The sequence below is a fragment of the uncultured Desulfovibrio sp. genome, from assembly GCF_910584445.1.
Taxonomy (GTDB): Bacteria; Desulfobacterota; Desulfovibrionia; order Desulfovibrionales; family Desulfovibrionaceae; genus Desulfovibrio.
On record NZ_CAJUBO010000010.1, the window covers coordinates 76,345 to 100,458 of the forward strand.

Sequence of the window (24,114 nt, forward strand, 5' to 3'; positions counted from 1 at the left end):
AATAAGCCCTGGTTGCTACAGGAGAACGAAGCCAATGTCTTCCTCCTGCGCTATCTGGTGCCGAAGATGCGGTCGCCCGCGTCGCCCAGGCCGGGGAGGATATAGCCGTTCTCGTTGAGTCCGTCGTCCACGGCGGCGGTATAGATGTCCACATCGGGGTGGGCGCTCTCCACGCGCGCAAGGCCTTCGGGAGCGCAGACGAGATTGATGCTGCACATGCGCTTGCAGCCGTTGCGCTTCAGGAGGTCGATGGCCGCCACCATGGAGCCGCCCGTGGCGAGCATGGGATCGAGGATGACGGCGAAGCGCTGGCTCAGCTTGCCCGCCAGCTTGACGTAGTACTCCACCGGCTCCAGGGTCTTTTCGTCGCGGTAGAGTCCCACGACGCTGATCTTCGCGCCGGGGAGCATGGCAAGCACTCCGTCCATGAGGCCGAGTCCGGCGCGGAGGATGGGCACCACCGTCAGCTTTTTCCCGCTCAGGGCGTCTATCTCGATGGGACCCGCCCAGCCGCGCGCCGCGCGCCGCTCCGTGGGGAAGGACTTGGTGGCCTCGTACACGAGCAAGCCGGCGAGTTCGTTGGCGATGCGCCGGAATTCGCTGGTGGAGGTGGATGCCATGCGCAGGATGCCCAGCTTGTGCCGCACCAGGGGATGCTCGACCACATGCGTCGCCATGACGACTCCTTTTTTCCTGTGCTGTTGGCCGGTCCGTTCAAAATATGTCAGACGCGGACGCCGCGCAAGGCGGAGGGACGCTCATGGCGGGCGCAGCGCCGCTCCAGCCAGCGCCCGAGCGCGGCGCACGCCAGCCCGATCAGAAGATAGAGGGCGCCCGCGCTGATCCAGATCTCAAACGTCATCTGGCTCACGGCCATGACTTCGAGGCTCTGAAAGGTGAGTTCCGGCAGCGAGATGAGCGAGGCCAGCGCCGAATCCTTGAAGGCGGAAATGGTTTGCCCAGCCAGCGGCGGCATGGCGATGCGCGCCGCCTGCGGCAGGATGACCAGGCGCAGGCTCTGGCGGCGGGAAAAGCCCAGGGCGCGCGCCGCGTCCCACTGGCCCGGGGGCACGCTTTCCACGCTGCCGCGCACGATCTCCGCCACATAGGCGCCTTCGTAGAGGCCAAGCGCCATGACGGCCGCGAGCATCCTGTCCATCTGCCCGGGCGGCGCGAACCCCAGGGCCACGCCCGCGCGCAGCGCTTCCGGCAGGTGGCGGACGGCGTCCTCCAGAGCGGCCACGGGCAGCAGATTGCCCGCGAAAAAATAGAGGAAGAACAGCAGCACCAGAGGCGGCGTGTTGCGGATGATGGTCACCCAGACGCGTGAGGGCAGCGCCGCAAGCCCGCGCGCATGGGCGCTGGGCAGGCCCGCCAGCGCGCCCGTGAGCAGCGCCAGGAGCATGCTCCAGAAGCCGATACGCACCGTCACGCCAAGGCCGCGCAGGAGGAGTCCGGCCTCCCATGTCCCGTCCGCGCCACGCCGGACCAGAAATTCCCCCAGCACGGACCATTGCCAGTGATACTGCGGCAGCGCGCCGGCCCGCCAGACGCACCACGCCCCGGCGCCCGCAAGAAGGCAGAACAGGGCCGCATCCTGCCATGCCATGCCCCGCCGCCCGCGCCGCCCCCAGGCCCGGAACGGCGACCAGGCCGCGTCCCGGCCGGAGCGGCGCGCCGGACACCGGGGCACGGCGCCCGCGGCGGCAGAGGGAGGGCAGGACTCGCCGCTCATCGCACGAGCTTCTCCCAGTCCGTGCCGCGGAACCAGTAGTTCCGCCGTTCCGCCAGCCAGCCCTCCGCCTCGGCCATGCGGATCCAGTTGTCAAGCACATTGAGCGAATCCACGTCGCCCTTGCGAATCACAAAGCCCACGGGCTGACGGGAAAGCGGCTCGGTGGTGGGCTGGCAGAGGACGTCGGGATTACGCAGCACGGAGAACGCGGGCAGCGGCGCGGAGGAGAGCATCAGGTGCGAACGGCCCGCGATGACGTCCTGCACGGCCGGCGCCTCGTCGTCAAAAAGGCGCAGGGTGGCGTGCGGGAAGAGCCGTTTGGCGACCAGGGCCGGGGTGCTCCCGCTGCGCGCGGCGATGATGATCTCCGGCCTGTCATAATCATCCGGGAAGCGCATGCCCCCGGTTTTGGCCTTGTTGGCGACGGCTTCGATGGTGGCGTGGTCATAGGGGATGGTGAAATTGCCCTTGAGGTTGCGCTCCGGGGTGACGCTCATGCTGCCGATGATGATGTCGAACTTGTCGGCCAGCAGGGCCGGGATGATGCCGGACCAGCGCGTGGGCACCAGTTGCAGCTCCACACCGAGATCCCGGGCCAGCCTGCGCGCCACATCCACCTCGAAGCCGATGAAGTCGCCGTTCTTGTCCTGCATGGCCCACGGCACGAAGGAGGAAAAGCCCACCCGCAGGACGCCCCGGTCGATGACCGCATCGATGAGCGATGGCGCGCGATCTTCGGACGCCGCGCCGGCGGGGATGCCCGGCAGGAGCCAGAACGTCAGGAAAAGGGCCAGGGCCAGGAGGGGGGCGACAACGGGATTGCGGCGTCCGGCGCCGCGCGGGGGGAGGGATGGCACAGGCATGGATGTCTCCGTTTTTTGGGTGACGGCCGTTCCGGGGAGCGATGGCGCCGGTTTTTCCCGCTCATCGTCCCGCGGCGCCGGAGTACGCGTCCGCGCGGCGCTCCAGCAGCCAGCCGGGCACGGAAGCGCAGAGCGTCAGCGCCAGATAGATGGCGGCCACCAGCAGCCAGACCTCGAAGGCCAGGAACGTCTCGGCGATGAGGGCCTGGGCGCGCAGGGTCAGGTCGGCCACGGCGATGGCGCTCACCAGCGAGGTATCCTTGATCAGCGTGACGATCTGGCTCGTGAGCGGGGGCAGCATGTTGCGCGCCGCCTGGGGCAGGATGACGAGGCGCAGCGCCTGCCCGAGGCCGAACCCGAGGCTCAGCGCCGCCTCCCACTGGGCGCGGGGCACGCTGAGCAGGCCGGCCCGGAAGAGTTCCGCCATGTACGCGCCTTCAAAGGCGCCCAGCGCGAGCACCGCCGAGCCGAACGGCCCGAGCGCCAGGAGCGGCGAGAGCAGGAAATAGACGAAAAACAGCTGGAGCAGGAGCGGCGTGTTGCGCAACAGTTGCACATAGGCCCCGGCGGCGAGCCGGCAGAAGGGCCAGGGCGAAAGACGCCCCACAGCGGCGGCAAGGCCCAGCGCCGTGGACAGGCAAAAGCCCGCGGCGGCGATGCCGAGGGTCATGCACAGCCCCTCGAGCAGCGGGCCGGCCACGAAACCGTGGGCCGTCCAGCGGCCGAAATGGCGCCATACGCGGTTCCACTGCCATTCGTACGTCATGCCCTGACCGGCAAGATGCCAGTAGACGGCGCCAAGCGCCACCAGGGCGAGCAGGAGGGCGGCCCCCCGCCACGCGTGCCGGGACCTGCGCGAAAGTGGCCCGGAATCGTCCGCGGCGGCCGCGGAGTGGTGCTGCGGCATGGCGCATTGTCCCCGGGGCGCGGCCGCTTGTCAAGGAGAGGGGCCGGGGCGGCGTCCAGGGCTGCATCCGGGGCGCGTCCGCGCGTCCGGCGGAGAAATATGGCGCGAACGGTAAAAAATACTTGACGGAATCCGCGGCGGCGTCTATACCACCTCTTGCCTCTATGTAGGAGCGTAGCTCAGGTGGCTAGAGCACTTCCTTGACACGGAAGGGGTCAGCAGTTCAAGTCTGCTCGTTCCTACCACGCAGCATGGAAGGGGAGCATTCCCCCAGGTATATGGCCGCCGCGCGGCGGCAGTGAAATGGGGAGCTTGCCTCCCCATTTGTTTTGGATGGCCGGCGCGCCGCCCTGCCGCCGGAGCGCATGCCCAAGGAGCTGATATGGATGTCCAGGTGGAGGGCCGACCCGTCAGCGTCGCCTCCGATGCCACTGTGGCCGACGCGTTGCGCGAGGCCCTGAGCGGGAAGAAATTCAAGGTCGTGGTGGCCGCGCGCATTCCGGACGCGGCCGATGCGGGGCAGGGAACGGAGCGCGCCGGACGGCTGCTGGATCTTTCCGCGCCGATCCCCGCCGGGTGCGCCGCGTTGGAACCCGTGTACGCGGACTCCCCGGAAGGCTTGCGCCTCCTCCGCCATTCGGCCGCCCATGTGATGGCGGCCGCCGTGAAAAAGCTCTTCCCCGCGGCCCGCGTCACCATCGGGCCGGCCATCGACTCCGGCTTCTATTACGATTTTGATGTGGAGCGCCCGTTCTCCAGCGAGGACTTCGCGTCCATCGAGGCCGAGATGCGCCGCATTGCCGAGGCCGGGCTTCCGTTCACGCGCCGGGACCTGCCCCGGGACGAGGCCAGGGCGTTTTTCGCCGGCCAGGGCGAGACCTACAAGGTGGAGCTTATTGACGGCATCGAAGGCGATACGGTCTCGCTCTATACCTGCGGCGACTTCACGGACCTTTGCCGTGGCCCGCATGTCCCGCATACGGGCTTTGCCCGCGCGTCGAAGCTCATGTCCGTGGCGGGCGCCTACTGGCATGGCGACGAGAAGAATCCCATGCTTTCGCGCATCTACGGCACCGCCTTCGCGGACCAGAAAAGTCTGGATGCCTACCTGCGCCAGCTGGAAGAGGCCAAACGCCGTGACCACCGCAAGCTCGGGCGCGAGCTGTCGCTCTTCACCTTTCATGAGGATGTGGCGCCCGGCATGGTCTTCTGGCTGCCCAGGGGCATGCTCGTGCGTACCATCCTGGAAGACTTCTGGCGCAAGGAGCACCTCAAGCGCGGCTATGACATCGTTCAGGGTCCGCAGCTTTTGCGCGTGGAGACGTGGCAGCGTTCCGGCCATTACGACCACTACCGCGAGAACATGTATTTCACGCAGATAGATGAGGATGCCTACGGCATCAAGCCCATGAACTGCATCGGGCACATGCTCATCTACCGCCATGACCTGCGAAGCTACCGCGACTTGCCGCAACGCTACTTTGAGCTTGGCGTGGTCCATCGGCACGAGAAGAGCGGCGTCCTGCACGGGCTTTTGCGCGTGCGCCAGTTCACGCAGGATGACGCGCACATCCTCTGCACGCCGGAACAGCTTCAGGGCGAGATCCTCGAGGTCATCCATCTCATCCGCGATCTCATGGGTCTGTTCGGCTTCGAGTACAAGGTGGCGGTCTCCACGCGGCCCGAAAGCAGCATCGGCACGGACGAGGCATGGGAACAGGCGACCACCGCGCTCATCCGCGCCGTGGAGGCCGCGGGCATCCCCTACGAGATCAACGCCGGGGACGGCGCCTTCTACGGTCCCAAGATCGATGTGCGCCTGCTGGATTGCCTGGGGCGCGAGTGGCAGTGTTCCACCATCCAGGTGGATTTCACCCTGCCGGAGCGTTTCGATCTTGTCTATGTCGGGCAGGACGGCGAGCGGCATCGGCCCGTCATGGTGCACAGGGCCATCATGGGTTCCCTGGAGCGCTTCATCGGCGTCCTGGTGGAACAGTTTGCCGGCGCGCTCCCCACCTGGCTCGCGCCTGAGCAGGCGCGCCTGCTCACGGTGACGGACGACGCGGCGGAAGCCGCCGCGCGGATGCGGCGTGAACTGCTGGAGCTGGGCGTGCGCGCGGGCGAAGACACGCGCAACGAGAAGCTCGGCTTCAAGGTGCGCGAGGCGCAGCTCGCCAAGATCCCGTATATGTTGATTGTGGGGGACAAGGAAGTGCAGGCCGGCGGCGTCAACGTGCGCCTGCGCAGCGGGGAGAACCTGGGGCTCAAGTCCGTGGCGGAGGTGGCCGCCCTCATTCGCGCGGACGCGGAGGAGCCCTTCAAGCGAGGAGGGATGCGCTATAGCTTCTCCTAACATGAGAATGCGCCGCGACATGCCGCAGGACGGCGTGCGGCGCAATGAGACGATCCGCGCGCGCGAGGTGCGCGTCATCGGCGCCGAGGGCGACCAGCTGGGAATTTTGCAGCGCAACGAAGCCATTGCGCTCGCCAAGGAGGCCGGGCTTGACCTGGTGGAGGTCGCCTCCACCTCGGAGCCGCCTGTCTGCCGCATCATGGACTACGGCAAGTTCAAGTACGAGCAGCAGAAAAAGAAGGCCGAGGCCAAGAAACGCCAGAGCGTTGTCCAGATCAAGGAGATCAAGGTCCGGCCCAAGACCGACGACCACGACTACGAGACCAAGCTCCGCCATATCCGCCGTTTTCTGGAGGATGGCGACCGTTGCAAGGTGACGGTCTTTTTCCGTGGGCGCGAGATCGTCCACAAGGATCGCGGCCTCGCCATCCTTGAACGTATGGTGCAGGATCTGGCGGAAGTAGCCAAGATGGAGCAGGAGCCGCGCGCCGAGGGGCGCACCCTCCAGATGCTCCTCGTGCCCAAGAAATAATCCCCTTGCGGCCGCAAGGTTTTTGCGGCACTATGCAGCCCCGGCGTCCGGCAATGGCCGCCGGAATCACAAGGAGTGCGTCATGCCCAAGATCAAGACCCGGCGCGCCGCCGCCAAGCGTTTCGAGCTGACCGGCAGCGGCAAGTACAGGCGCCGCCGCCAGAATATGCGCCACATCCTCACCAAGAAGGCTCCGGGCCGCAAGATGCGCCTTGGTCAGGCCACGCTGGTGGACCAGGCCAACGAAAAGGCCGTGCGCCGCATGCTGCCCAACGGCTAGGCGTTTTTTCCCGGCCATGTCCTGCGCCGGTCGCGCGGGTGCGTACGCACTGCGCTCCTCCCGCTGGAGCGGGAGGGCTGCCGCGCGGTCCGGTTTTGGGCGCCTTTCGCGGCGCCCGGTGGTTTTTGAGTCACAGTACCCCCGGCGGGCACGCCTCCGCCTTGTCGGGAGAAGGAGGGAACACCCATGCGTGTGAAGAGAGGACTTGCCAGCCATCGCCGGCACAAAAAATTTCTTGATGCGGCCAAGGGCTTTCGCGGCGGTCGCAGCCGTCTGTACCGCACCGCGCGCGAAGCCGTGGAGCGCTCCCTGCAGAATGCCTTTGCCGGGCGCAAGCAGCGCAAGCGCGATTTCCGCGCGCTCTGGATATTGCGCATCAACGCGGGCGCGCGTCAGGGCGGTCTTTCCTACAGCCGTTTCATGCACGGCCTCAAGCTCGCGGGCATTGCCCTGAACCGCAAGGTGCTCGCCAACCTTGCCGTGGAGCGCAAGGACGATTTCGCGGCTGTGGTGGAGCTGGCGAAAGCCGCTCTCAAATAGCGCGCATCGCCCTTGCATACAGACATGCGCTCCGGCGGCCGCTTTTGCGCGGCCGCCCGCGCCAAATGAGCCTGAAGATCGCGGTCTTCGGGCGAAATGATGGCAGCGCCGCTTTTGAAAGCGCACCAGTTCAAAAGCGAAATGCTCTGGCGGCCTGCCGCACTTTTCGCCGGGCGGCGGAAAGCCGCCCGGCCACCTTGCGGAGCATGGGGGACGCATGGATCTCATCGCAGCATTGGAAAGCCTGGCGCCGGAACTGGAAAAAGGACTGGCCCAGGCTTCGTCATTGGATGCCCTGGAAGAGCTGCGCGTGGAATTCCTCGGCCGCAAGGGACGGCTTGCGCGCATCATGGGGGAGCTTCCCGGTCTTGCTCCCGCCGAGCGTCCGGCGGCCGGACAGGCCGCAAACAGGGCCAAGGCCCGCTGCAACGAGCTGTTTGCCGCCCGCAAGGCGGCCATCGAGGCGGGGCGCGAGGCCGGCCTGCTCGCCCGTTTCGATCCTTCCATGCCCGGGCGCGCGTTCTGGCGCGGCTCCCTGCATCCGACCACCCTGGTCATGGACGAGGTCTGCGGCATTTTCCGGGGGCTTGGGTTCGACATCGCCTCCGGGCCGGAGGTGGAGATCGACCACTTCAATTTCGAGGCCCTGAACATGCCGCCCGAACATCCGGCCCGCGATATGCAGGACACCCTGTATATTACGGAGAGCGTGCTCATGCGCACGCATACCTCGCCGGTGCAGGTGCGTACCATGCTCGCCACGCGGCCGCCGCTGGCCGTGGTGGCGCCGGGCAAGGTCTATCGCCGCGATTCTGACCTCACGCACACGCCCATGTTCCACCAGATCGAGGGCCTCATGGTGGATGAAGGCATCAGCATGGCGCATCTGCGCGGCACGCTCACGGCCTTTGTGCGCGCGGTCTTCGGCGCGGACACGCGCGTGCGTTTCCGGCCGAGCTTTTTCCCCTTCACCGAGCCATCGGCGGAGGTGGACATCTCCTGCTGCATGTGCGGCGGCAAGGGCCATGCGGGGAACGAGCCGTGCCGCGTCTGCAAGGGCACGGGCTGGGTGGAGATCCTCGGTTGCGGCATGGTGGACCCGGCGGTCTTCGAGTCCGTGGACTACCCTCCCGAGGTGAGCGGCTTTGCCTTTGGCCTGGGGGTGGAGCGTATCGCCATGCTCAAGTACGGCATCGGCGACCTGCGTATGTTTTTCGAGAACGATGTGCGTTTTCTCGCCCAGTTCGGGCGGGGTGCCTAGCTTCCCATGGCAGGCGACCGTCGTTCCCGCTGTCCGGAACGCTTCCGGCGCCGGTCGCGCCGCGTGGCGGCGGCCCTTCTGGTCTGCTGCGCCGTGTCGGCCCTGTGGCTTGCGCCGGCGCTGGCGCGCTCGGCCCTGAGTCCCCGCCATTCGGGCATGGAGCCGCCGGGCGGGCCGCGCCCGCTGGAGTCCATGCCCGGCAATGCCCCCTCGCGCACGGCCGAGGGCGGCATGGGCTACACGGACGCTTACGGCAATACGCTCGACGAGCGGCAGCCGCCCGAGAAGGCGCCGCGCAAGCGTCCCCGGGCGGGCGCATACGGGGGCTATGGCGGCAAGGCCGAGGTGCCCCCCCTGCCCGATCCGGCGGCGGAAAACCGGCCGCCGGTCTGGACGTTCAACTAGAGCGTTTTCGCCATGAAACCGCGTAAACGCTCCGGCGGATGCGGGAGCGAAACCTGAGGAAAATATCTCTTCCATATCTAAGATATTTTCCTCAGCGAAATGCTCCAGTGCTGCTGGTTCCATGCGCCCGGCGGCAGCCGGTTTCCGGCGGGCGCGCGTTCTTCCCCTGTCCCCGGCAAGGATGTCGTCATGCTGCTTTCTCTTTCCTGGCTTCGTGAATTCACTCCGTATGAAGGCACCGCCGAGGCGCTCGGCGACAGGCTGACCATGCTCGGTCTTGAGCTGGAGGACATTGTCCGGCCGTTTGACGCCATCGCCGACATCAGGGTCGGCCATGTGGTGGAATGCGTCCCGCATCCTGATTCCGACCATCTGCACTGCTGCAAGGTGGACGCGGGGCAGGGCGAGCTTTTGGACATCGTGTGCGGCGCGCCCAATGTGGCCGCCGGGCAGAAGGTGCCGGTGGCCCTTGTGGGCACGCGCCTGCCGGACGGCATGAGCATCAAGAAGGCCAAGCTGCGCGGCCAGCCGTCCATGGGCATGATCTGCTCCGAGCGCGAGCTTGGCCTGAGTGACGCGCATGACGGCATCCTGGTGCTGCCCGAAGACCTCCTCCCCGGCGCGCGCCTGGTGGACGCCCTGCAGCTCGACCGGGAGGTGCTGGACATCTCCATCACGCCCAACCGGGCGGATTGCCTCTCGGTTCTCGGGCTTGCCCGCGAAACGGCCATGGCCTTCCATCTGCCGTTCAGCGTGCCGGAACTTCCCCTTGTTCTGGACGCCGCGGCGCCGGCCTGCGAAGTGCCGGTGGATATTGCCGATCCCGAACTCTGCTGGCTCTATGCCGGGCGCGTCATTTCCGGCGTGCGCGTGGCGCCCTCGCCCCTGCGGCTGCGGTACCGGCTCCATGCCGTGGGCGTGCGCGCCATCTCCAATATCGTGGATGTCACCAACTACATCCTCTTTGAATGCGGGCAGCCGCTCCACTCTTTCGATCTGGACAAGCTCAGGGGTGGGCGCATCGTGGTGCGTACCGCCGGCGAGGGGGAACATTTCGTCACCCTTGACGGCAAGGAGCGCGTCCTCACCTCCCGCGACCTCTGCATCTGCGACGCGGAGCGTCCGGTGGGCCTCGCGGGCGTCATGGGCGGCCGGAACACCGAGGTCACGCCCGAAAGCCGGAATATCTTTCTGGAGAGCGCGGTCTTTCGGCCGCAGTCCGTCCGCGTCACGTCGCGGCGTCTCGGGCTGACCTCCGAAGCCTCGTACCGGTTCGAGCGCGGCGTGGACCAGCGGCGGACCCTCTGGGCGCTCGACAGGGCCTGCGCCCTCATGGTCTCCCTGGGCGGAGGCCTTGTGCGCAAGGGGCTTTCTCTGGCAGAACCGCGCCCCTTCATTCCCTGCCGCATCCCCTTCCGTCCTTCCCGGGCCGATGCCCTGCTGGGAGTGACCGTTGACCGCGAATTTTCCGCGCGCGCGCTGGAAGGCGTGGGCTGCGCCGTTGAGCGGGACGCCCCGGATGCCTGGACGGCCATCCAGCCCTCGTGGCGCCCCGATCTCACGCGCGAGGCCGATCTGGTGGAAGAGGTGGGCCGCGTGTACGGGCTGGACGCCATCGAGCCTGTCCTGCCGCCGTTGCGCCGCCGCCTGGATACGGCGGGCGCGCCCGAATCGCGCTTTGCCTTCTGGGGCCGCATCCGTCAGTGGGGCGCGGGGCTTGGGTTGAATGAGGCGGTCAATTACAGCTTTGTGGGCCATGAGGACCTGGATTTTCTCCGGCTCGGGCGGGAGGGGCGCATTTCGATCATGAATCCGCTTTCGGCGGATCAGGATGTGCTGCGTACCGCCCTTGCCCCCGGCCTCTTGCGGGACCTGCGCAACAATCTGGCCCAGGGCGTCCAGGGGCTTCGCCTGTTCGAGCTTGCCAACGTGTTCGAGTCCGATGCCGCCTCGGAGACCACGGCCCGCGAGACGGGCATGCTGGGCATCCTGCTGTACGGGCGCCGGCATGAGTCCGGCTGGCCGCATGCCGAGGCGGACATGGACTATGCCGACATCAAGGGCATCGTGGGACATCTGCTGGCCTTTCTCCATCTGCCCGAACCGGAATGCCGCCCGGCGCGGGAGCATGCCTTCCTGCTTCCGGCCGTGGATGTCCTTGTCAACGGCGAGCGCGTGGGTTCCATGGGCCGGGTGCAGCCCGCCATGGCCGGGGAGTTCCACGCGCGCAAGGCGGTCTGGCTCGCGGAACTGGACCTGGAGATCCTGCGGCGGCTCCATGACGCGGTGACCGTGGCCTTCCGGCCGCTGCCGGTCTATCCGCCCGTGCGCCGGGACATCACCGTCATTGCCAACGCCGGACTGACCGTGGGCGAGGTGCTTTCGCAGGTGCGCGGCCTTGGGCTTCCGCTCCTGGAGGATGTGGCCCTGGTGGACTGTTTTGAGCCGGAGGCGGACAAGGCCGCGGGCGAGCGCCATCTCACCTTCCGTCTCACATTCCGGCATGCCGACCGCACCCTCAATGATGCGGAAGTGGACAAGGTGCGGGAGAAGGTGGCAGAATCCCTGAAGCAACGGCTGGGCGTCCGGATCTAGCGCATTCTGCGGGCCATGGGGTGGTTTTGCCTGTCCGGCGCACGCGCCGGGGAGGTCCGGGCCGTATCCGGCCGCGCCGGGGAGAACGGGGAGTGAAGGAAAAGACCTACCGCATCGGCGAAGCCGCCGAACTGCTCAACCTCAAGACCCATGTCCTGCGCTTCTGGGAAAGCGAGTTTCCCCAGTTGGCCCCCCTGCGTACGGACAAGGGACAGCGTCTCTATACGGAAAGCCATCTCGCCCTGTTGCGGCGTATCCGCCAGCTCCTGCATGAACAGGGCATGACCATCGAGGGCGCGCGCCGCGTTCTCGAGGGCAGCGCCGTGCTGGACGATTCGGTGCCCGAACGCGTGAGCGCCGTGCCGGACCCGGCCTTCATGCGCATGCTCCGGCAGGAGCTTGCCGCCGTGCGCGCGCTTCTTGTTCCGCCAGAGGAGGACAGGCCATGATCCTTTCCCCCTCCCTGCTTTCCGCCGATTTTTCCCGCCTTGGCGACGAGGTCGCCGCCCTGGAGGCCGCGGGCGTCTCCTGGCTGCATCTGGACGTGATGGACGGCGCCTTTGTGCCCAACATCTCCTTCGGGCCGCCGGTCATCAAGGCCCTGCGTCCCCGTTGCGGCCTGTTTTTTGACGTTCACCTCATGGTGGAGGGCGCGGACCGCTATCTCGAATCCTTTGCGGAGGCGGGCGCGGATCTGCTCGTCATCCATGCCGAGGCCGTTTGCCATACCCACCGCTGCCTGGGCCGCATCCATGATCTTGGCCTGCGGGCCGGACTCGCGCTGGACCCGGGCACGGACCTTGCCGCCGCGCGCTGGCTCGCGCCGGACCTGGACCTGCTCCTCATCATGGGGGTGGACCCGGGATTTTCCGGGCAGTCCTTCATTCCGCAGACGGTCGCCAAGGTCCGCGCCGCGCGGGAAGCGCTCGACGCCTGGGGCCGGGCGGACGTTCCCGTGGAGGTGGACGGCGGCGTCTGCCTGGAAAATGCGGGCCTGCTGACCGAAGCGGGCGCCGACATCCTGGTTTCTGGCTCGGCTTTTTTCCGCACCACGACCTATGCGGCCGGCCTGGCCGCCTTTGCCGCGGCCACCCGGAGCGGCCGCTCCCCGCAGACGCAGCGGCGCCCCGGCCTGGACGCCGCGCAAGCCTGGCGGCACGCATCGCCCGCCAGCCAGCAAAAAGGAAAGTGACCATGCCGAGCCGCCGAGACTGCGCCAATGCCATCCGCGCCCTCGCCATCGACGCCATCGAAAAGGCCCGTTCCGGGCACCCCGGCGCGCCGCTGGGCATGGCCGACATGGCCGAAGCCCTCTGGCGGCACGGTTTCAGGCACAATCCCGCCGATCCCGCCTGGCCCGACCGCGACCGTTTCGTGCTCTCCAACGGGCACGCCTCCATGCTCCTTTATGCCGTGCTCCATCTTACGGGCTATGACCTCCCCATGGAGGAGATCAGAAATTTCCGGCAATGGGGTTCATGCACGCCGGGGCATCCCGAGCGCGGGCTGACGCCGGGCGTGGAGATGACCACCGGGCCGCTCGGCCAGGGCATCGCCTCGGCCGTGGGCATGGCCCTGGCCGAGGCGATGCTCGCCGCGCGCTTCAATACCGCGGAACATACGATCGTCGATCACCGCACCTATGCCTTCTGCGGCGAAGGCTGCCTCATGGAGGGCGTTTCGCATGAGGCCTGCGCGCTGGCGGCGGCGTGGGCGCTCGGCAAGCTCACGGTGCTGTTCGACGCCAACGGCGTTTCCATCGATGGCAAGGTGGACGCCTGGTTCTGCGAAGATGTGGGCCAGCGCTTCGCGGCCTATGGCTGGCAGGTCATCGGCCCGGTGGACGGCCATGACGGCGCGGCCCTTGACGCGGCCCTGGCCGAGGCCCGCGCGGATGCGGAACGGCCGGCCCTCATCATCTGCCGCACCCATATCGGCTTCGGTTCGCCCAAGAAGGACTCTTCGGCGAGCCATGGCGCGCCTCTCGGCGAGGAGGCGGCCGAAGCCACGCGGCGCGCCCTGGGCTGGACGGCGGCGCCCTTTGAGATCCCGGACGATATCCGCGCCGCGTGGGATGCGCGCGCGCAGGGGCAGGCTCTGGAAGACGCCTGGAACGCCACCTTTGCCGCCTATGGCGCGGCGCATCCCGAACTGGCCGCGGAGTTTCGGCGGCGCATGGCCGGCGAGCTTCCGGCGGACTGGCCGCAGATCGTGCGCCGCCTCATGGCGGCGGCCGCGGCCGGGGACAAGGCCGAGGCCACGCGCGTGGCCTCGCGCAAGGCGCTGGAGGTGCTGGTGCCCGCCGTTCCCGAGCTGGTGGGCGGTTCGGCGGATCTTTCCGGCTCCGTGGGCACGCAGACGGCGGCGTCCGCGCCGCTGGACACGGCATCGTACCGCGGCAATTACCTGTATTACGGCGTCCGCGAATTCGGCATGGGCGCCATCATGAACGGACTCGCCATCCACGGCGGCTTCATCCCCTACGCGGGCACGTTCATGGCTTTTTCCGATCAGGCGCGCAATGCCCTGCGCCTTTCCGCCATCATGGGCCTGCGCGTCGTGTGGGTGCTGACGCATGACTCCATCGGCGTCGGCGAGGATGGCGCCACGCATCAGCCTGTGGAACAGATCCCCACCCTGAGGATGATCCCCAACCTCCATGTCTGGCGCCCCTGCGATGACGTGGAAACGGCCGTCGCCTGGCGCTCGGCGCTGGAAAATGCCGCCACGCCTACCTGCCTCGCCCTTTCACGCCAGAAGCTGCCGCAGCTTTCGCGCGATGACGCCCAGGTGGCGGCTATCGCCCGCGGCGGCTATGTGCTGCGCGAGTGCGCGGGCGATCCGGAGCTTATCCTCATGGCTACCGGCTCGGAAACGGCCCTGGCCGTGGAGGCGGCGGTGGCGCTGGGCGCGCGGGGCAGGCGTGTGCGCGTGGTTTCCCTGCCGTGCGCGGAAATTTTTGACGCCCAGGACGAGGCGTGGCGCGAGAGCGTCCTGCCGTCGGCGGTGCGGCGCCGTCTGGCTGTGGAGGCGGCGGCTCCTTCCTGGTGGCGCAAGTATGTGGGCCTTGATGGCGAGATCATCGGCATGGAGGGGTTTGGCGTGTCCGCACCCGGCGCCGTGCTGTTCGAGCGCTTCGGCTTTACCGCCGAAAACGTGGCCGCGCGGGCGCTTGCCCTGCTGGAACGGCCGGCATCCGCCCTCTGAGGAATGAGAAGTAAGGATGCGCGGCCGGCGCCGGCAGGCGAAGGCGCCGTCCGGGCCGCTTTGCGCGGAAAGCGCGGTTTTCCGCGAAATACCGGACCCTGTGCTTGCCTGAGCGGTTTGCGGCGTGCCGCCGCGCGGCGCGGGCAGCGGAGTTGAAAACGCGGAGCATGGCAAAGCCGCATGCTCTGGAAAGGCCAAGGAGGCATCATGTCCATCAGGTCATTGCGTGATGTGGACTGCAAGGGCAAGACCGTGGTCAGCCGTGAGGATCTCAACGTGCCCATGAAGGATGGCGTCATCAGCAACGACAAGCGCATCCGCGCGGCGCTCCCCACCATCCGCCTTGCGCTGGACAAGGGGGCGGGCGTCATCGTGCTTTCGCATCTCGGCCGTCCCACCGAAGGCGAATTTGAGGAAAAGTATTCGCTCAAGCCCGTGGCCGCCCATCTCGGCAAGCTGCTGGGCGTGCCGGTGCGCGTGGCCGTTTCGCCCGATGCGGCCAAGGCCGCGCCCGGCGAGGTCGTTCTGGTGGAGAACATCCGCTTCTTCAAGGGCGAGAAGAAGAACGATCCGGCCCTGGCAAAAAAACTCGCCGCTCTGGGCGACGTGTATGTCATGGATGCCTTTGGCGCGGCCCACAGGGCGCACGCCTCCACGGAAGGCGCCGTGCGCGAGGCCGCCGTGGCCTGCGCCGGGCCGCTCATGGAGGCCGAACTTTCGGCATTCGCCAGGGTGCTCGACGATCCCGCGCGGCCGCTCGTGGCGGTTATCGGCGGTTCCAAGGTCTCCACCAAGCTCGGCCTGCTCGACAACCTGCTCGCCAAGGTGGACAGCCTCATCGTGGGCGGCGGCATTGCCAATACCTTTCTGGCGGCGGCGGGCCACAGCGTGGGCGCGTCGCTGTATGAGCCGGACCTGGTGCCGGAAGCCAAAAAGATCATGGAGAACGCGCGCGCCCAGGGCAAACGCCTGCCGCTGCCCGTGGACGTGGTGACGGCCAGGGCGCTGGAACCGGGGCAGAAGGCGACCGTCCATGCCGTGGATGATGTGCCCGCCGACGAGATGATCCTCGACATCGGCCCCAAAACCGTGGCGCTGTATGAAGAGATCCTTGCCGATGCGGCCACGGTGGTCTGGAACGGCCCTGTGGGCGCGTTCGAGATCGAACCGTTCGGCGCGGGCACCAAGGCCCTCGCCGAGTCGCTCGCCAGGAGCAAGGCGTTCGTGGTCGTGGGCGGCGGCGATTCCGTGGCCGCGGTGGAAGGCTATGGCCTCGCGGACAGGATGGGCTATATTTCCACGGGCGGGGGCGCCTCGCTGGAACTGCTCGAGGGCAAGGTGCTGCCGTCGGTGGCCGCTCTGGAAGCCCGCGCCGTCAACTAGCCCACATAGACACTGGAATATCTCGTCCCGCGGTCTGTCCCTGCTGTCGGGCAGACCGCGGGATGACTGCCGCTGGCCGCCGGGTGTTTTTCCGCGTCCGCCGGCACGGCGTTCCGGTGTTCCGGGGCGGCGTCTCCGCTTCCCATTGTAAAAAAACTCTAAACATGCTCTCATGCGGGTGCCGGCGCGGTGCCGGTTCCAGGAGAGAGAGATGAGTGAATCCCCCCGTTCCGGAGCAGCGGAATACCGTTGCGGCTGGGTCGCCCTCGCCGGGCCGCCCAATGCCGGAAAGTCCACGCTGCTGAATGCCCTGCTCGGCCAGAAAGTCACCATCGTCACCCCCAAGCCGCAGACGACGCGCAACCAGATCGTGGGCATCTTCACCGATGCCGAAGCCCAGATCATCTTCATGGATACGCCGGGCATGGCCCAGCTGCGCGGCCGCCTGAGCAAGACCATGATCCAGGCCGTCTGGCAGAGCCTCAACCAGGCGGATGTCGTCCTTCTGGTGCTTGACGCCCATCTCTATATCCGCCATCCGGAATTCCTCGAGCGCGATCTTGCCCCCCTGGGCGAGTCCATTGCCGGGGATGAGCGCCCCACCATCATCGTGCCCAACAAGGTGGACCTGTTCGCGGACAAGAGCCGCATGCTGCCCCTGCTCACCCGGGCGCATGAACTCTGGCCCCGCGCCGAGATATTCCCCGTTTCCGCGCAGAGCGGGGACGGACTCGTCGAACTTCGGACGCTCATCGAGTCGCGCCTGCCCGTGGGGCCGGCGCAGTTTCCGGAGGACCAGGTTTCCACGGCCTCCCTGCGCTTCATGGCCGCGGAGATCATCCGTGAAAAACTTTTCCTTTATCTGCACCAGGAAGTGCCCTACGGCGTGGCCGTGGAGGTGGAAAGCTGGCAGGAAGACCCGGAGCGCGGCCTTACGGTCATCCACGCCGTCATCTATGTGGCCCGTCCCATGTACAAGGCCATGGTCATCGGCAAGGGCGGCAGCGGCATCAAGAAGATCGGCAGCGAGGCCCGCCGGGAGATCCGCGAACTCGTGGACGGCAAGGTGCATCTGGAACTCTGGGTCAAGGTGCGGGAAAACTGGACGGAAGACGAAGCCTTTCTCCGCGAGCTGGAGCAATCGTCCGGCGGGAGTGGGGAATGAACCCTGAAGAGCTTGCGCTGCGCCTCGCCCGGGTGCGGGAGCGGCTGGAGCGGGCCTGCGCCGCGTGCGGCCGCCGGCCCGGGGATGTCCTTCTGGTGGCGGTCTCCAAATTCCACCCCGCCTCGGATGTGGCGGCCGTTGCCGCTGCCGGACAGGTGGATTTCGGCGAAAACTACGTGCAGGAAGCCCTGGAAAAACGCGGGGAACTGGCGGGTGTTCCCGCCGCGGCCCGTATCCGCTGGCACATGATCGGCCATGTGCAGAGCCGCAAGGCCGCGCAGGTGGCCGGGGCCTTTGTGCTCATCCATACGCTTGATTCCGTCAGGCTGGCCGATGCGCTGGAACGGCGCCTGGCGGATTCCGGGGCGATGCAGCCGGTGCTCATGGAAATCAATATCGGGGAGGAGCCGCAAAAGGCGGGCGTCATGGCGGCGGACGCCGCCGCCCTTGCGGAACATGTGCTTGCGCGCTGCCCGCATCTCGAGATGCGCGGGCTTATGTGCCTGCCCCCGGTTTTTGACGCCGGGGATGCGGCGCGGCCGTACTTTGCGCGCCTGCGCCGCCTTGGCGAGGACCTGCGTTCCCGCCTCGGCATCGGGCTGCCCGAGCTTTCCATGGGCATGAGCGGTGATTTCGCGGCGGCGGTGGCCGAGGGCGCCACCATCGTCCGCATCGGGACGGATATTTTCGGGCCGCGTCCGGTGAAAGCGGGCGCGCCTGTGGCATGATGCCTGCATAAGCTATCCCGGGGGCGGCGTGCGTTCCGCGCCCGAAGTTCGCGGAGAGGATGCCCATGGCGGCCAAGGACAAGGAAGCGGCGGCCCTGCCCGAAGGGCAGGCGGAAAAGCCCCGCAAGAAATCTCGTATCAAGCGCATTGTCATTATTTTGGCGATACTGCTGATGACGCTCGGCGGCGCGGGTCTCGGCGCGTACTGGTGGATTTTTTTGCGTACGCCCGCAACGGAAGCTCCCGCTCCCGCCGCCGAGGCCGCCCCGGACGCGGCCAAGGGCGCGCCGGCCAATGCCTCGGCGCCCGCTGCGCCCGGCGCGCCGGGCCAGGCGCCGCAGACGCCCCCGGCCGGGGCGCGCATAGAGCGGCAAAGCGATCTGCCGCGCAGCAGCGGCATGGTCCTGCCGCTGCCTCCGGTGACGGTCAATCTTTCCGATCCCGGCGGCCGCCGCTATCTCAAGCTCGGCATGGAGGTGGAGGTCAATGCGGACGTCTCCGCCGAACTCAAGGCGCACAGCGCGCGCATCCGCGATGCGGTCATCATGTTGCTGGCAGGAAAATCCTATGGGGATATTTCCACGCCCGACGGCAAGGTGCTGCTCAAGGCGGAGATCGCGGCGCGGCTCAATCAGATCCTTGGCGCGCAGCGCGTCGTCCGGGTGTATCTGACGGATTTTGTGGTGGAATAGCAGCTTCACACGAGGTTGGACATGGCGCAGGACGATCAGGAAGCCCTGGCCGCGCAGTGGGCGGCACAGCTTGAAGAGGATGGCGGCGATCAGCCGGACCCGTTTGAAGCGGCCACCGCGGCGGCCGAGGGCGCTCCGGCGGAGGACGCCGCCGGCGGCACCCCGGACGATGAGGCCCTGGCGGCGCAGTGGGCCGACGCCCTGGCTGCGGAAGAGGAGGAACGCGGACCCGCCACCTTCGGCAATGCGGCCTCCGGCGCGGGGACCAATCCCAATGGAGGTTCCTTCGGCTCCCAGGCCCAGGACGCGCATTTCCAGGACATGACGGAAATGTCCCGCCAGCCGCGCGACAACAAGCTCAAGCGCGAGCTGGACTTTATCCTCGACATCCCGCTGGACGTGTCGGCGGAACTCGGGCGCACGCGCCTGCTCATCAACGAGCTGCTCCAGCTCGGGCAGGGTTCTGTGGTGGAGTTGAACAAACTCGCGGGCGAACCCCTGGAAGTCTATGTCAACGGCAAGCTGGTGGCGCGCGGCGAGGCCGTGGTCATCAATGAAAAGTTCGGCGTGCGCCTGACGGATATCATCAGCCCCATCGAGCGGGTGAAACAGCTTGGCTGACATGCGTACGGACGTTGCGCTGCCTGACGGCCTCTCCGGCCATGCCGTGCGGGGGCTTGCGGATACGGCGGCACAGGCTCCCGGCCTCGCGGAGGCTGCCGCGCATGACCCTGTGGCCGCGGCCTCCATCGGCGACACGGTGCGCGCGGCCGCCGGGGAGATCGCCCGGGGGCTGGACCTGGCTGGTCGCGCCCTCGGCGAGTCGGTGGACACGGTCTCCGACATGGCCTTTGCGCGGGCGGCGGAAGTGGCTCCCGCAACGCCGGGCGCGGCATCGGGCCTGGGGCAGACGGCCTTCAGCTGGAGCGGCTATGTGCAGGCCGTGGGCATCCTCTGTCTGCTGCTGGCGGCGCTGTGGCTGGTGCTCTGGCTGGTGCGGCGCTATGGCCGCTTCAACTTCCTTCCCCGGCCCGGCGCCCTGCCGCGCGGGGCGCTCGTCATGGAAGCGCAGATGCCGCTCGGGCCGCGCAAGGGGCTGATGGTGGTACGCTTCTTGAATACACGGTTGCTGCTGGGGGTCACAGAACAGCAGATATGCCTGCTCAAAGAGGAAGATGTGCACGATGAGCCGCGTGACAACGATTTTCAGGGGATCATGGATCAAGCCCGCCGTGGCGTTGCTGACAGTGGCGACCCTGCCGGGCCTGCTGCCTGAAGCCGCCCTCGCCGCCCAGGACCTCACGCTGCCCACCATGTCTCTCACGCTTGCCGGCGGCGCGCCCGAACCCGGCAAGGTCTCGGTCCTGCTGGAGATCCTTTTTCTGCTCACCGTGCTTTCCGTGGCGCCGGCCATCATGCTCACGGTCACGAGCTTCACGCGCATCATCATTGTCTTCAGCTTCCTGCGCCAGGCCATGGGCGTCCAGCAGTTGCCGCCCACGCAGATCCTCGCCAGCCTCGCCATTTTCATGACGGTGGTGATCATGTTTCCGGTGGGCAAGCGCATCAACGACGAGGCGCTCCAGCCCTATCTCAACGAACAGATCGACTACAAGGTGGCGCTGGACAGGGCGCAGGTCCCTCTGCGGAACTTCATGTTCAAGCATACCCGGGAAAAGGATCTCTCCGTTTTCTATTCCATCTCGCAGATGGAACTGCCGCGCAACAAGGATGAAGTGCCGACCATGATGCTTGCCGCGGCGTATGTCATCAGCGAACTTAAAACCGCCTTCACCATCGGCTTTCTGATCTATATTCCCTTTCTTGTCATGGATATGGTCGTCTCCAGCGTCCTGCTCGCCATGGGCATGATGATGCTGCCGCCCATGATGGTCTCCATGCCGTTCAAGCTTCTCCTGTTTGTCATGGTGGACGGCTGGAACCTGCTGGTGGGTTCGCTGGTGAACAGCTTTCTGTTGTAGCGGGAGGAGAAGATGTCGCCTGATTTTGTCATCGGTTTCGGAAGACAGGCCATTGAACTCTGCCTGATGATGGCGCTGCCCATGCTCGGCGTGGGCCTCGGCGTGGGCGTGGTGGTGAGCATCATCCAGGCCGCCACCCAGATCCAGGAACAGACCCTGACCTTCATCCCCAAGATCGTCTGCATGTTCATTGCCCTGCTTCTGGCGCTGCCCTGGCTCATGGAGCGCATGACCACCTTCACCCGGGATGTCTTCATCAATATCCCCGCCTACGTGCAATAGTCGGGGACATGCCGCGCGGCACGGCATGTTCCGTGCCGGACTGCCGGCGGCCGCCCTTGCGGCGGCCTGCCCGTCGAAATTCCACGCGCCCCTCCGGGGCGCGTTTGTCGTTGGGGCATATGCGCGTGTCGCCGGCTGCGATGGCAGTATCGTGGCATGGAAGGAGAAATCTAGAAATTATTTATACTTTATCTTGACTGTATTCGCCTGAAAGTATTCTGCGTCCCCGGGGCGCATATTTTTATTGCGTTGCCTTTCAGGCTGTTGGCGTCTTTTTTCCTGTTTGTTTTTCCCCCTCACTATAGTTTCCCTGCCATTTACCGAACAGTGATGTGTGCCATGTGGCGCGCGGCGGCCAGCCCCAGAAGAATGGCGCCGGCCTGCGCCACATTGAGCGAATCGAAATCCCGCGCGAACGGGATGCGGAGGAACGCGCCGCACCGTTTGGCAACGCCGGGCCGCAGCCCCTTGTCTTCGTTGCCGAGCACGAGCACCGCCGGAAGCTGCAAGGGCGTGGTGAAGGCATCCGCGCACCGGCCCATGCCCCGCGCGGCGCCCTCGGGCGTTGCGGCGGCGCCCGCGCCGGTGCCGTAGATGGCAAGGCCGGCCTCCTCGGCGCTGTCGAGGGCGTGGGCCAGGTTGGTCACCTGGGCAACGGGCAGGCGTTCCAGCGCGCCCGCTGCCGTGCGGCGCGCCGCGGGACCCAGATAGGCGCTGTTGTGGCGTGGCAGGATGAGTCCGGCGCCCCCCAGGGCATAGAGGGTGCGGCAGAGCGTGCCCACATTGCCGGGGTCCTGCACCTGGTCGAGCGCCAGCAGAAGCGGCAGCGGCGCGGCGGGAACGGATCGGAGCAAAGCCTCCAGACCGATGAATTCCGTGGCCGCGAGGCGCGCCGCCACGCCCTGGTGGGCCACGCCATGGCCCCGCGAGCGGCCGCAAAGACGGTCAAGGACGGCGGCATCCACAGCGGTGCAGCGGATGCCGTGCTGCCGGCAAAGGCGGCGGATATCCTCGGCTTCGGGGGTGTTCAGGCCCTTGCGGCAAAAGACCTGGCTGACGCGGTGCGGCGTTGCGGCCAGAAGCTCCAGCACGGGTTTCATGCCCGGCAGGAGCAGGTCCGCGTCCGCGGCCTCGTCCATGCGTCCGGCGCTGTGGCGCCCGTGAATGGCGGTGCTGCTTGGCATGGAAGCTCCACAGGGTTTGCCCCGGCGCCATCGGATACGGGAGCGGCGCATGCGCGGGGTTTTCCGGGTCTCTACGCACCTTTGCCCGGGATGGCAAGCGGGCCGTTATGCGCGGCACGCGTTTCGTCCGCGGGGCGCCCATGGATCATGTCCAAAGTTTGCTGTCACTTCTGCCGGGGAGCGGAGAAATGCATTACTACAGAAAGCGCCGGTGCTACCAGCCGGGGGTCCTGCTGCTCGCCCTGAGTATCCTCTGCCTGGCGCTGGCGGGCTGCGGGGCGCGCAAGAGCGCAGCGCCCGAGGTGTCCTTGCCGGGCGTCATCGTGCCGGAAACAGGCGGAGACCCGCTGACCCATACAGAGGTGGCCGCTCTCAGGTCCACCGGGCATATCGACAGGGATGTCCCCGATCACGCCATGGAAGATGTGGCGCTCCAGTACAAATATTTCCTGCGGAAAGGGCGTCAGACCATGTGCTCGTTTTCCAAGCGGTCGGAACAGTATCTGGACTACGCGCGCCAGGTGTTCCGCGCGCGCGGGATGCCCGAGGAGCTTGCCAATCTCGCCATTGTCGAAAGCGGCTACCGGCCGGACGCCCGGTCTCCGGCGGGCGCGGCCGGGGCGTGGCAGTTCATGCCCGGCACGGGGACGCTCTATGGCCTTCAGCAGGACTGGTGGACGGACGAGCGTCTGGACCCCTACAAGGCCACGGAAGCGGCGGCGGACTATCTCCAGAAGCTCCATAACGACTTTGGCGACTGGCCCACGGCCATTGCGGCCTATAATGCCGGCGAGGGCAAGATGAGCCGGGCCAAGCTGGGCACCGGCGGCCGCAATTTCTTTGAAGTCAAGGCCCTGAACCACACCCTCGACGAAAAGACCCAGTTGCGGGAAGAAACCAAGCAGTATGTGCCCCGTTTCATGGCCGTGACCAAGATCATGCGCAACCTTCCCCAGCTCGGCTTCGATCCCATCCAGCCGGAAAAGGCGCCGGGCGTGGTCCGCTTCACCGCGCGGCCGGGCACGGATCTCACCGCCTTTTCCAAAGCCTGCGACCTGAGCTGGCCGGAATTTTCCAGCTACAACAGGCACCACAAGCGGCGCATCACCTGCACGGACCGCTGCACTTTCGTCTATGTGCCCGCGCGTTCGCAAAAACTGGCGGAACAGTATCTCTGTACCGCGCAGACCGCCGGATATGCGGGCTGGGGTCCGGTCACGGTGGCAAGCTCGGCGGATTCGTGGGAAAAGCTCAGTCGTCGCGCCAATGTGCCCGTAGCGCGTCTCAAGGCCGTCAATCCTGATGTGGGGCGGCTCAAGGCCGGGCAGACCATTCTGGCGCCAAGGGGCGTCAACATGTCGCGCACGGCCGTGGCCGCTCTGGATGACAAGAAAGGGAAGCGCACGAAATCGAAACCCGTTGCCGCGAGGAAAGAGCCGGTCAAGGGGCGTGCCGAAAGCGCCGCGCGAAGCCGTGACGGCGAAAAGGCCGCCGCCCATGGCGGCAGGCATACGCTCCAGGCCAATGAAACGCTCTACGCCGTGGCAAGGAAATACAATGTCAGCGTGGCGGCCTTGCAGGAACAGAACGATATTGAGGATCCCGGCAGGGTGCGGCAGGGGCATGTCCTCCGCATCCCCGCGGCCGGCGCACAACGGCGGGAAAGCGCCCCTGTCGCGCGGGGCGCCAGCGGCAGCATCGGCAAAAAACGCGCGCGCAAGGTCACCTATACGGTGCAGGCCAATGACAGCCTCTGGAAAATCGCGCGCAAACACAATGTCAGCGTGGAGGATCTCAAACGCTGGAATCGGGTGGATGAAAAAAGCCTGCGCTCGGGGACGCGCCTGGTGGTGGCTGAGGAGTGAGGGCCAGGAAGCATCGGCAAGCTGGCGGTCTCCAACGGATCGCGGACCGGAAGCAAAAATATTTGAGAAAATTCTTGACAGGGGTGGGGCAAGCATATAGGTTTGCATTTCGCGCCAAGAACAAGCCGGGTGAAAAAAAGAAATTCGCCGGGTCT

General features: G+C 66.8%; 24 protein-coding genes and 1 tRNA gene. 20 read left to right on the plus strand and 5 right to left on the minus strand.

Annotated elements, in window-relative coordinates; translation table 11 throughout:
* Nucleotides 1–50: 50 nt before the first annotated feature.
* The 4 genes from upp to QZ294_RS06360 form a co-directional block, all read right to left on the minus strand.
* Nucleotides 51–677 carry a uracil phosphoribosyltransferase gene (gene upp / locus QZ294_RS06345; RefSeq protein WP_297048090.1) on the minus strand — a complete coding sequence of 209 codons (627 nt, stop codon included), beginning with the start codon at nt 675–677 and terminating at the stop codon, nt 51–53.
* 47 nt (nt 678–724) lie between these two features.
* Complete coding sequence (locus QZ294_RS06350) at nt 725–1,609, minus strand: amino acid ABC transporter permease (protein WP_297048092.1); 885 nt, start codon at nt 1,607–1,609, stop codon at nt 725–727.
* 122 nt (nt 1,610–1,731) lie between these two features.
* On the minus strand, nt 1,732–2,598 hold the full coding sequence (locus tag QZ294_RS06355) for a transporter substrate-binding domain-containing protein (RefSeq protein ID WP_297048094.1): 867 nt from the start codon (nt 2,596–2,598) through the stop codon (nt 1,732–1,734).
* A gap of 61 nt (nt 2,599–2,659) precedes the next feature.
* On the minus strand, nt 2,660–3,505 hold the full coding sequence (locus tag QZ294_RS06360; RefSeq protein WP_297048096.1) for an amino acid ABC transporter permease: 846 nt from the start codon (nt 3,503–3,505) through the stop codon (nt 2,660–2,662).
* A 168-nt stretch (nt 3,506–3,673) separates the two neighbouring features.
* Here QZ294_RS06360 and QZ294_RS06365 point away from each other — a divergent pair.
* From QZ294_RS06365 to fliQ, 19 genes are all read left to right on the plus strand, one after another.
* A tRNA-Val gene (locus tag QZ294_RS06365) sits at nt 3,674–3,750 on the plus strand.
* Nucleotides 3,751–3,887: 137 nt separating this feature from the next.
* Nucleotides 3,888–5,858 (plus strand): threonine--tRNA ligase, encoded by a 1,971-nt coding sequence (gene thrS / locus QZ294_RS06370; protein WP_297048097.1) that lies wholly within the window; start codon nt 3,888–3,890, stop codon nt 5,856–5,858.
* Between the two features lie 7 nt (nt 5,859–5,865).
* Complete coding sequence (gene infC / locus QZ294_RS06375; RefSeq protein ID WP_297048099.1) at nt 5,866–6,390, plus strand: translation initiation factor IF-3; 525 nt, start codon at nt 5,866–5,868, stop codon at nt 6,388–6,390.
* Between the two features lie 82 nt (nt 6,391–6,472).
* The gene (rpmI, locus tag QZ294_RS06380; RefSeq protein ID WP_297048102.1) at nt 6,473–6,670 is read left to right on the plus strand and encodes a 50S ribosomal protein L35; all 198 of its coding nucleotides are present in this window, start codon (nt 6,473–6,475) and stop codon (nt 6,668–6,670) included.
* Nucleotides 6,671–6,856: 186 nt separating this feature from the next.
* The gene (rplT, locus tag QZ294_RS06385; protein WP_297048103.1) at nt 6,857–7,210 is read left to right on the plus strand and encodes a 50S ribosomal protein L20; all 354 of its coding nucleotides are present in this window, start codon (nt 6,857–6,859) and stop codon (nt 7,208–7,210) included.
* A gap of 217 nt (nt 7,211–7,427) precedes the next feature.
* Nucleotides 7,428–8,471 carry a phenylalanine--tRNA ligase subunit alpha gene (gene pheS / locus QZ294_RS06390; protein WP_297048105.1) on the plus strand — a complete coding sequence of 348 codons (1,044 nt, stop codon included), beginning with the start codon at nt 7,428–7,430 and terminating at the stop codon, nt 8,469–8,471.
* Nucleotides 8,472–8,477: 6 nt separating this feature from the next.
* Nucleotides 8,478–8,876, plus strand: a complete 399-nt coding sequence (locus tag QZ294_RS06395) for a translation initiation factor IF-2 (protein WP_297048108.1) — start codon at nt 8,478–8,480, stop codon at nt 8,874–8,876.
* A 189-nt stretch (nt 8,877–9,065) separates the two neighbouring features.
* Nucleotides 9,066–11,471 (plus strand): phenylalanine--tRNA ligase subunit beta, encoded by a 2,406-nt coding sequence (gene pheT, locus QZ294_RS06400; protein WP_297048109.1) that lies wholly within the window; start codon nt 9,066–9,068, stop codon nt 11,469–11,471.
* Between the two features lie 92 nt (nt 11,472–11,563).
* The gene (locus tag QZ294_RS06405; RefSeq protein ID WP_297048111.1) at nt 11,564–11,920 is read left to right on the plus strand and encodes a MerR family transcriptional regulator; all 357 of its coding nucleotides are present in this window, start codon (nt 11,564–11,566) and stop codon (nt 11,918–11,920) included.
* A complete protein-coding gene (gene rpe, locus QZ294_RS06410; RefSeq protein WP_297048113.1) occupies nt 11,917–12,663 on the plus strand; it encodes a ribulose-phosphate 3-epimerase in 747 nt (248 codons plus the stop codon). Before QZ294_RS06405 ends, rpe begins: the two co-directional genes overlap by 4 nt.
* A 2-nt stretch (nt 12,664–12,665) precedes the next feature.
* Nucleotides 12,666–14,678: a transketolase gene (tkt, locus tag QZ294_RS06415; RefSeq protein ID WP_297048115.1), complete on the plus strand. Its 2,013-nt coding sequence runs from the start codon at nt 12,666–12,668 to the stop codon at nt 14,676–14,678.
* A 207-nt stretch (nt 14,679–14,885) separates the two neighbouring features.
* On the plus strand, nt 14,886–16,061 hold the full coding sequence (locus QZ294_RS06420) for a phosphoglycerate kinase (protein WP_297048117.1): 1,176 nt from the start codon (nt 14,886–14,888) through the stop codon (nt 16,059–16,061).
* Nucleotides 16,062–16,272: 211 nt separating this feature from the next.
* Nucleotides 16,273–17,226, plus strand: a complete 954-nt coding sequence (gene era, locus QZ294_RS06425; protein WP_297048119.1) for a GTPase Era — start codon at nt 16,273–16,275, stop codon at nt 17,224–17,226.
* Nucleotides 17,223–17,954 carry a YggS family pyridoxal phosphate-dependent enzyme gene (locus tag QZ294_RS06430; protein ID WP_297048121.1) on the plus strand — a complete coding sequence of 244 codons (732 nt, stop codon included), beginning with the start codon at nt 17,223–17,225 and terminating at the stop codon, nt 17,952–17,954. The genes era and QZ294_RS06430 overlap by 4 nt, the downstream gene beginning before the upstream one ends.
* 65 nt (nt 17,955–18,019) lie before the next feature.
* Nucleotides 18,020–18,646 carry a flagellar basal body-associated protein FliL gene (gene fliL / locus QZ294_RS06435; protein ID WP_297048124.1) on the plus strand — a complete coding sequence of 209 codons (627 nt, stop codon included), beginning with the start codon at nt 18,020–18,022 and terminating at the stop codon, nt 18,644–18,646.
* Nucleotides 18,647–18,667: 21 nt separating this feature from the next.
* Nucleotides 18,668–19,267, plus strand: coding sequence for a flagellar motor switch protein FliN (gene fliN, locus QZ294_RS06440; RefSeq protein ID WP_297048125.1), 600 nt, complete (start codon nt 18,668–18,670; stop codon nt 19,265–19,267).
* A gap of 1 nt (nt 19,268) precedes the next feature.
* Complete coding sequence (gene fliO / locus QZ294_RS06445; RefSeq protein ID WP_297048126.1) at nt 19,269–19,922, plus strand: flagellar biosynthetic protein FliO; 654 nt, start codon at nt 19,269–19,271, stop codon at nt 19,920–19,922.
* A gap of 37 nt (nt 19,923–19,959) precedes the next feature.
* Nucleotides 19,960–20,628 (plus strand): flagellar type III secretion system pore protein FliP, encoded by a 669-nt coding sequence (gene fliP / locus QZ294_RS06450; protein WP_366140570.1) that lies wholly within the window; start codon nt 19,960–19,962, stop codon nt 20,626–20,628.
* A 12-nt stretch (nt 20,629–20,640) separates the two neighbouring features.
* On the plus strand, nt 20,641–20,910 hold the full coding sequence (gene fliQ, locus QZ294_RS06455) for a flagellar biosynthesis protein FliQ (protein WP_297048129.1): 270 nt from the start codon (nt 20,641–20,643) through the stop codon (nt 20,908–20,910).
* Nucleotides 20,911–21,227: 317 nt separating this feature from the next.
* Here the strand turns inward: fliQ and QZ294_RS06460 are convergent, their stop codons facing one another.
* The gene (locus tag QZ294_RS06460) at nt 21,228–22,094 is read right to left on the minus strand and encodes an RNA methyltransferase (protein ID WP_366140569.1); all 867 of its coding nucleotides are present in this window, start codon (nt 22,092–22,094) and stop codon (nt 21,228–21,230) included.
* 188 nt (nt 22,095–22,282) lie between these two features.
* Between QZ294_RS06460 and QZ294_RS06465 the strand changes: the two genes are divergently transcribed.
* Nucleotides 22,283–23,959 (plus strand): lytic transglycosylase domain-containing protein, encoded by a 1,677-nt coding sequence (locus QZ294_RS06465; RefSeq protein ID WP_297048132.1) that lies wholly within the window; start codon nt 22,283–22,285, stop codon nt 23,957–23,959.
* Nucleotides 23,960–24,114 lie beyond the last annotated feature (155 nt).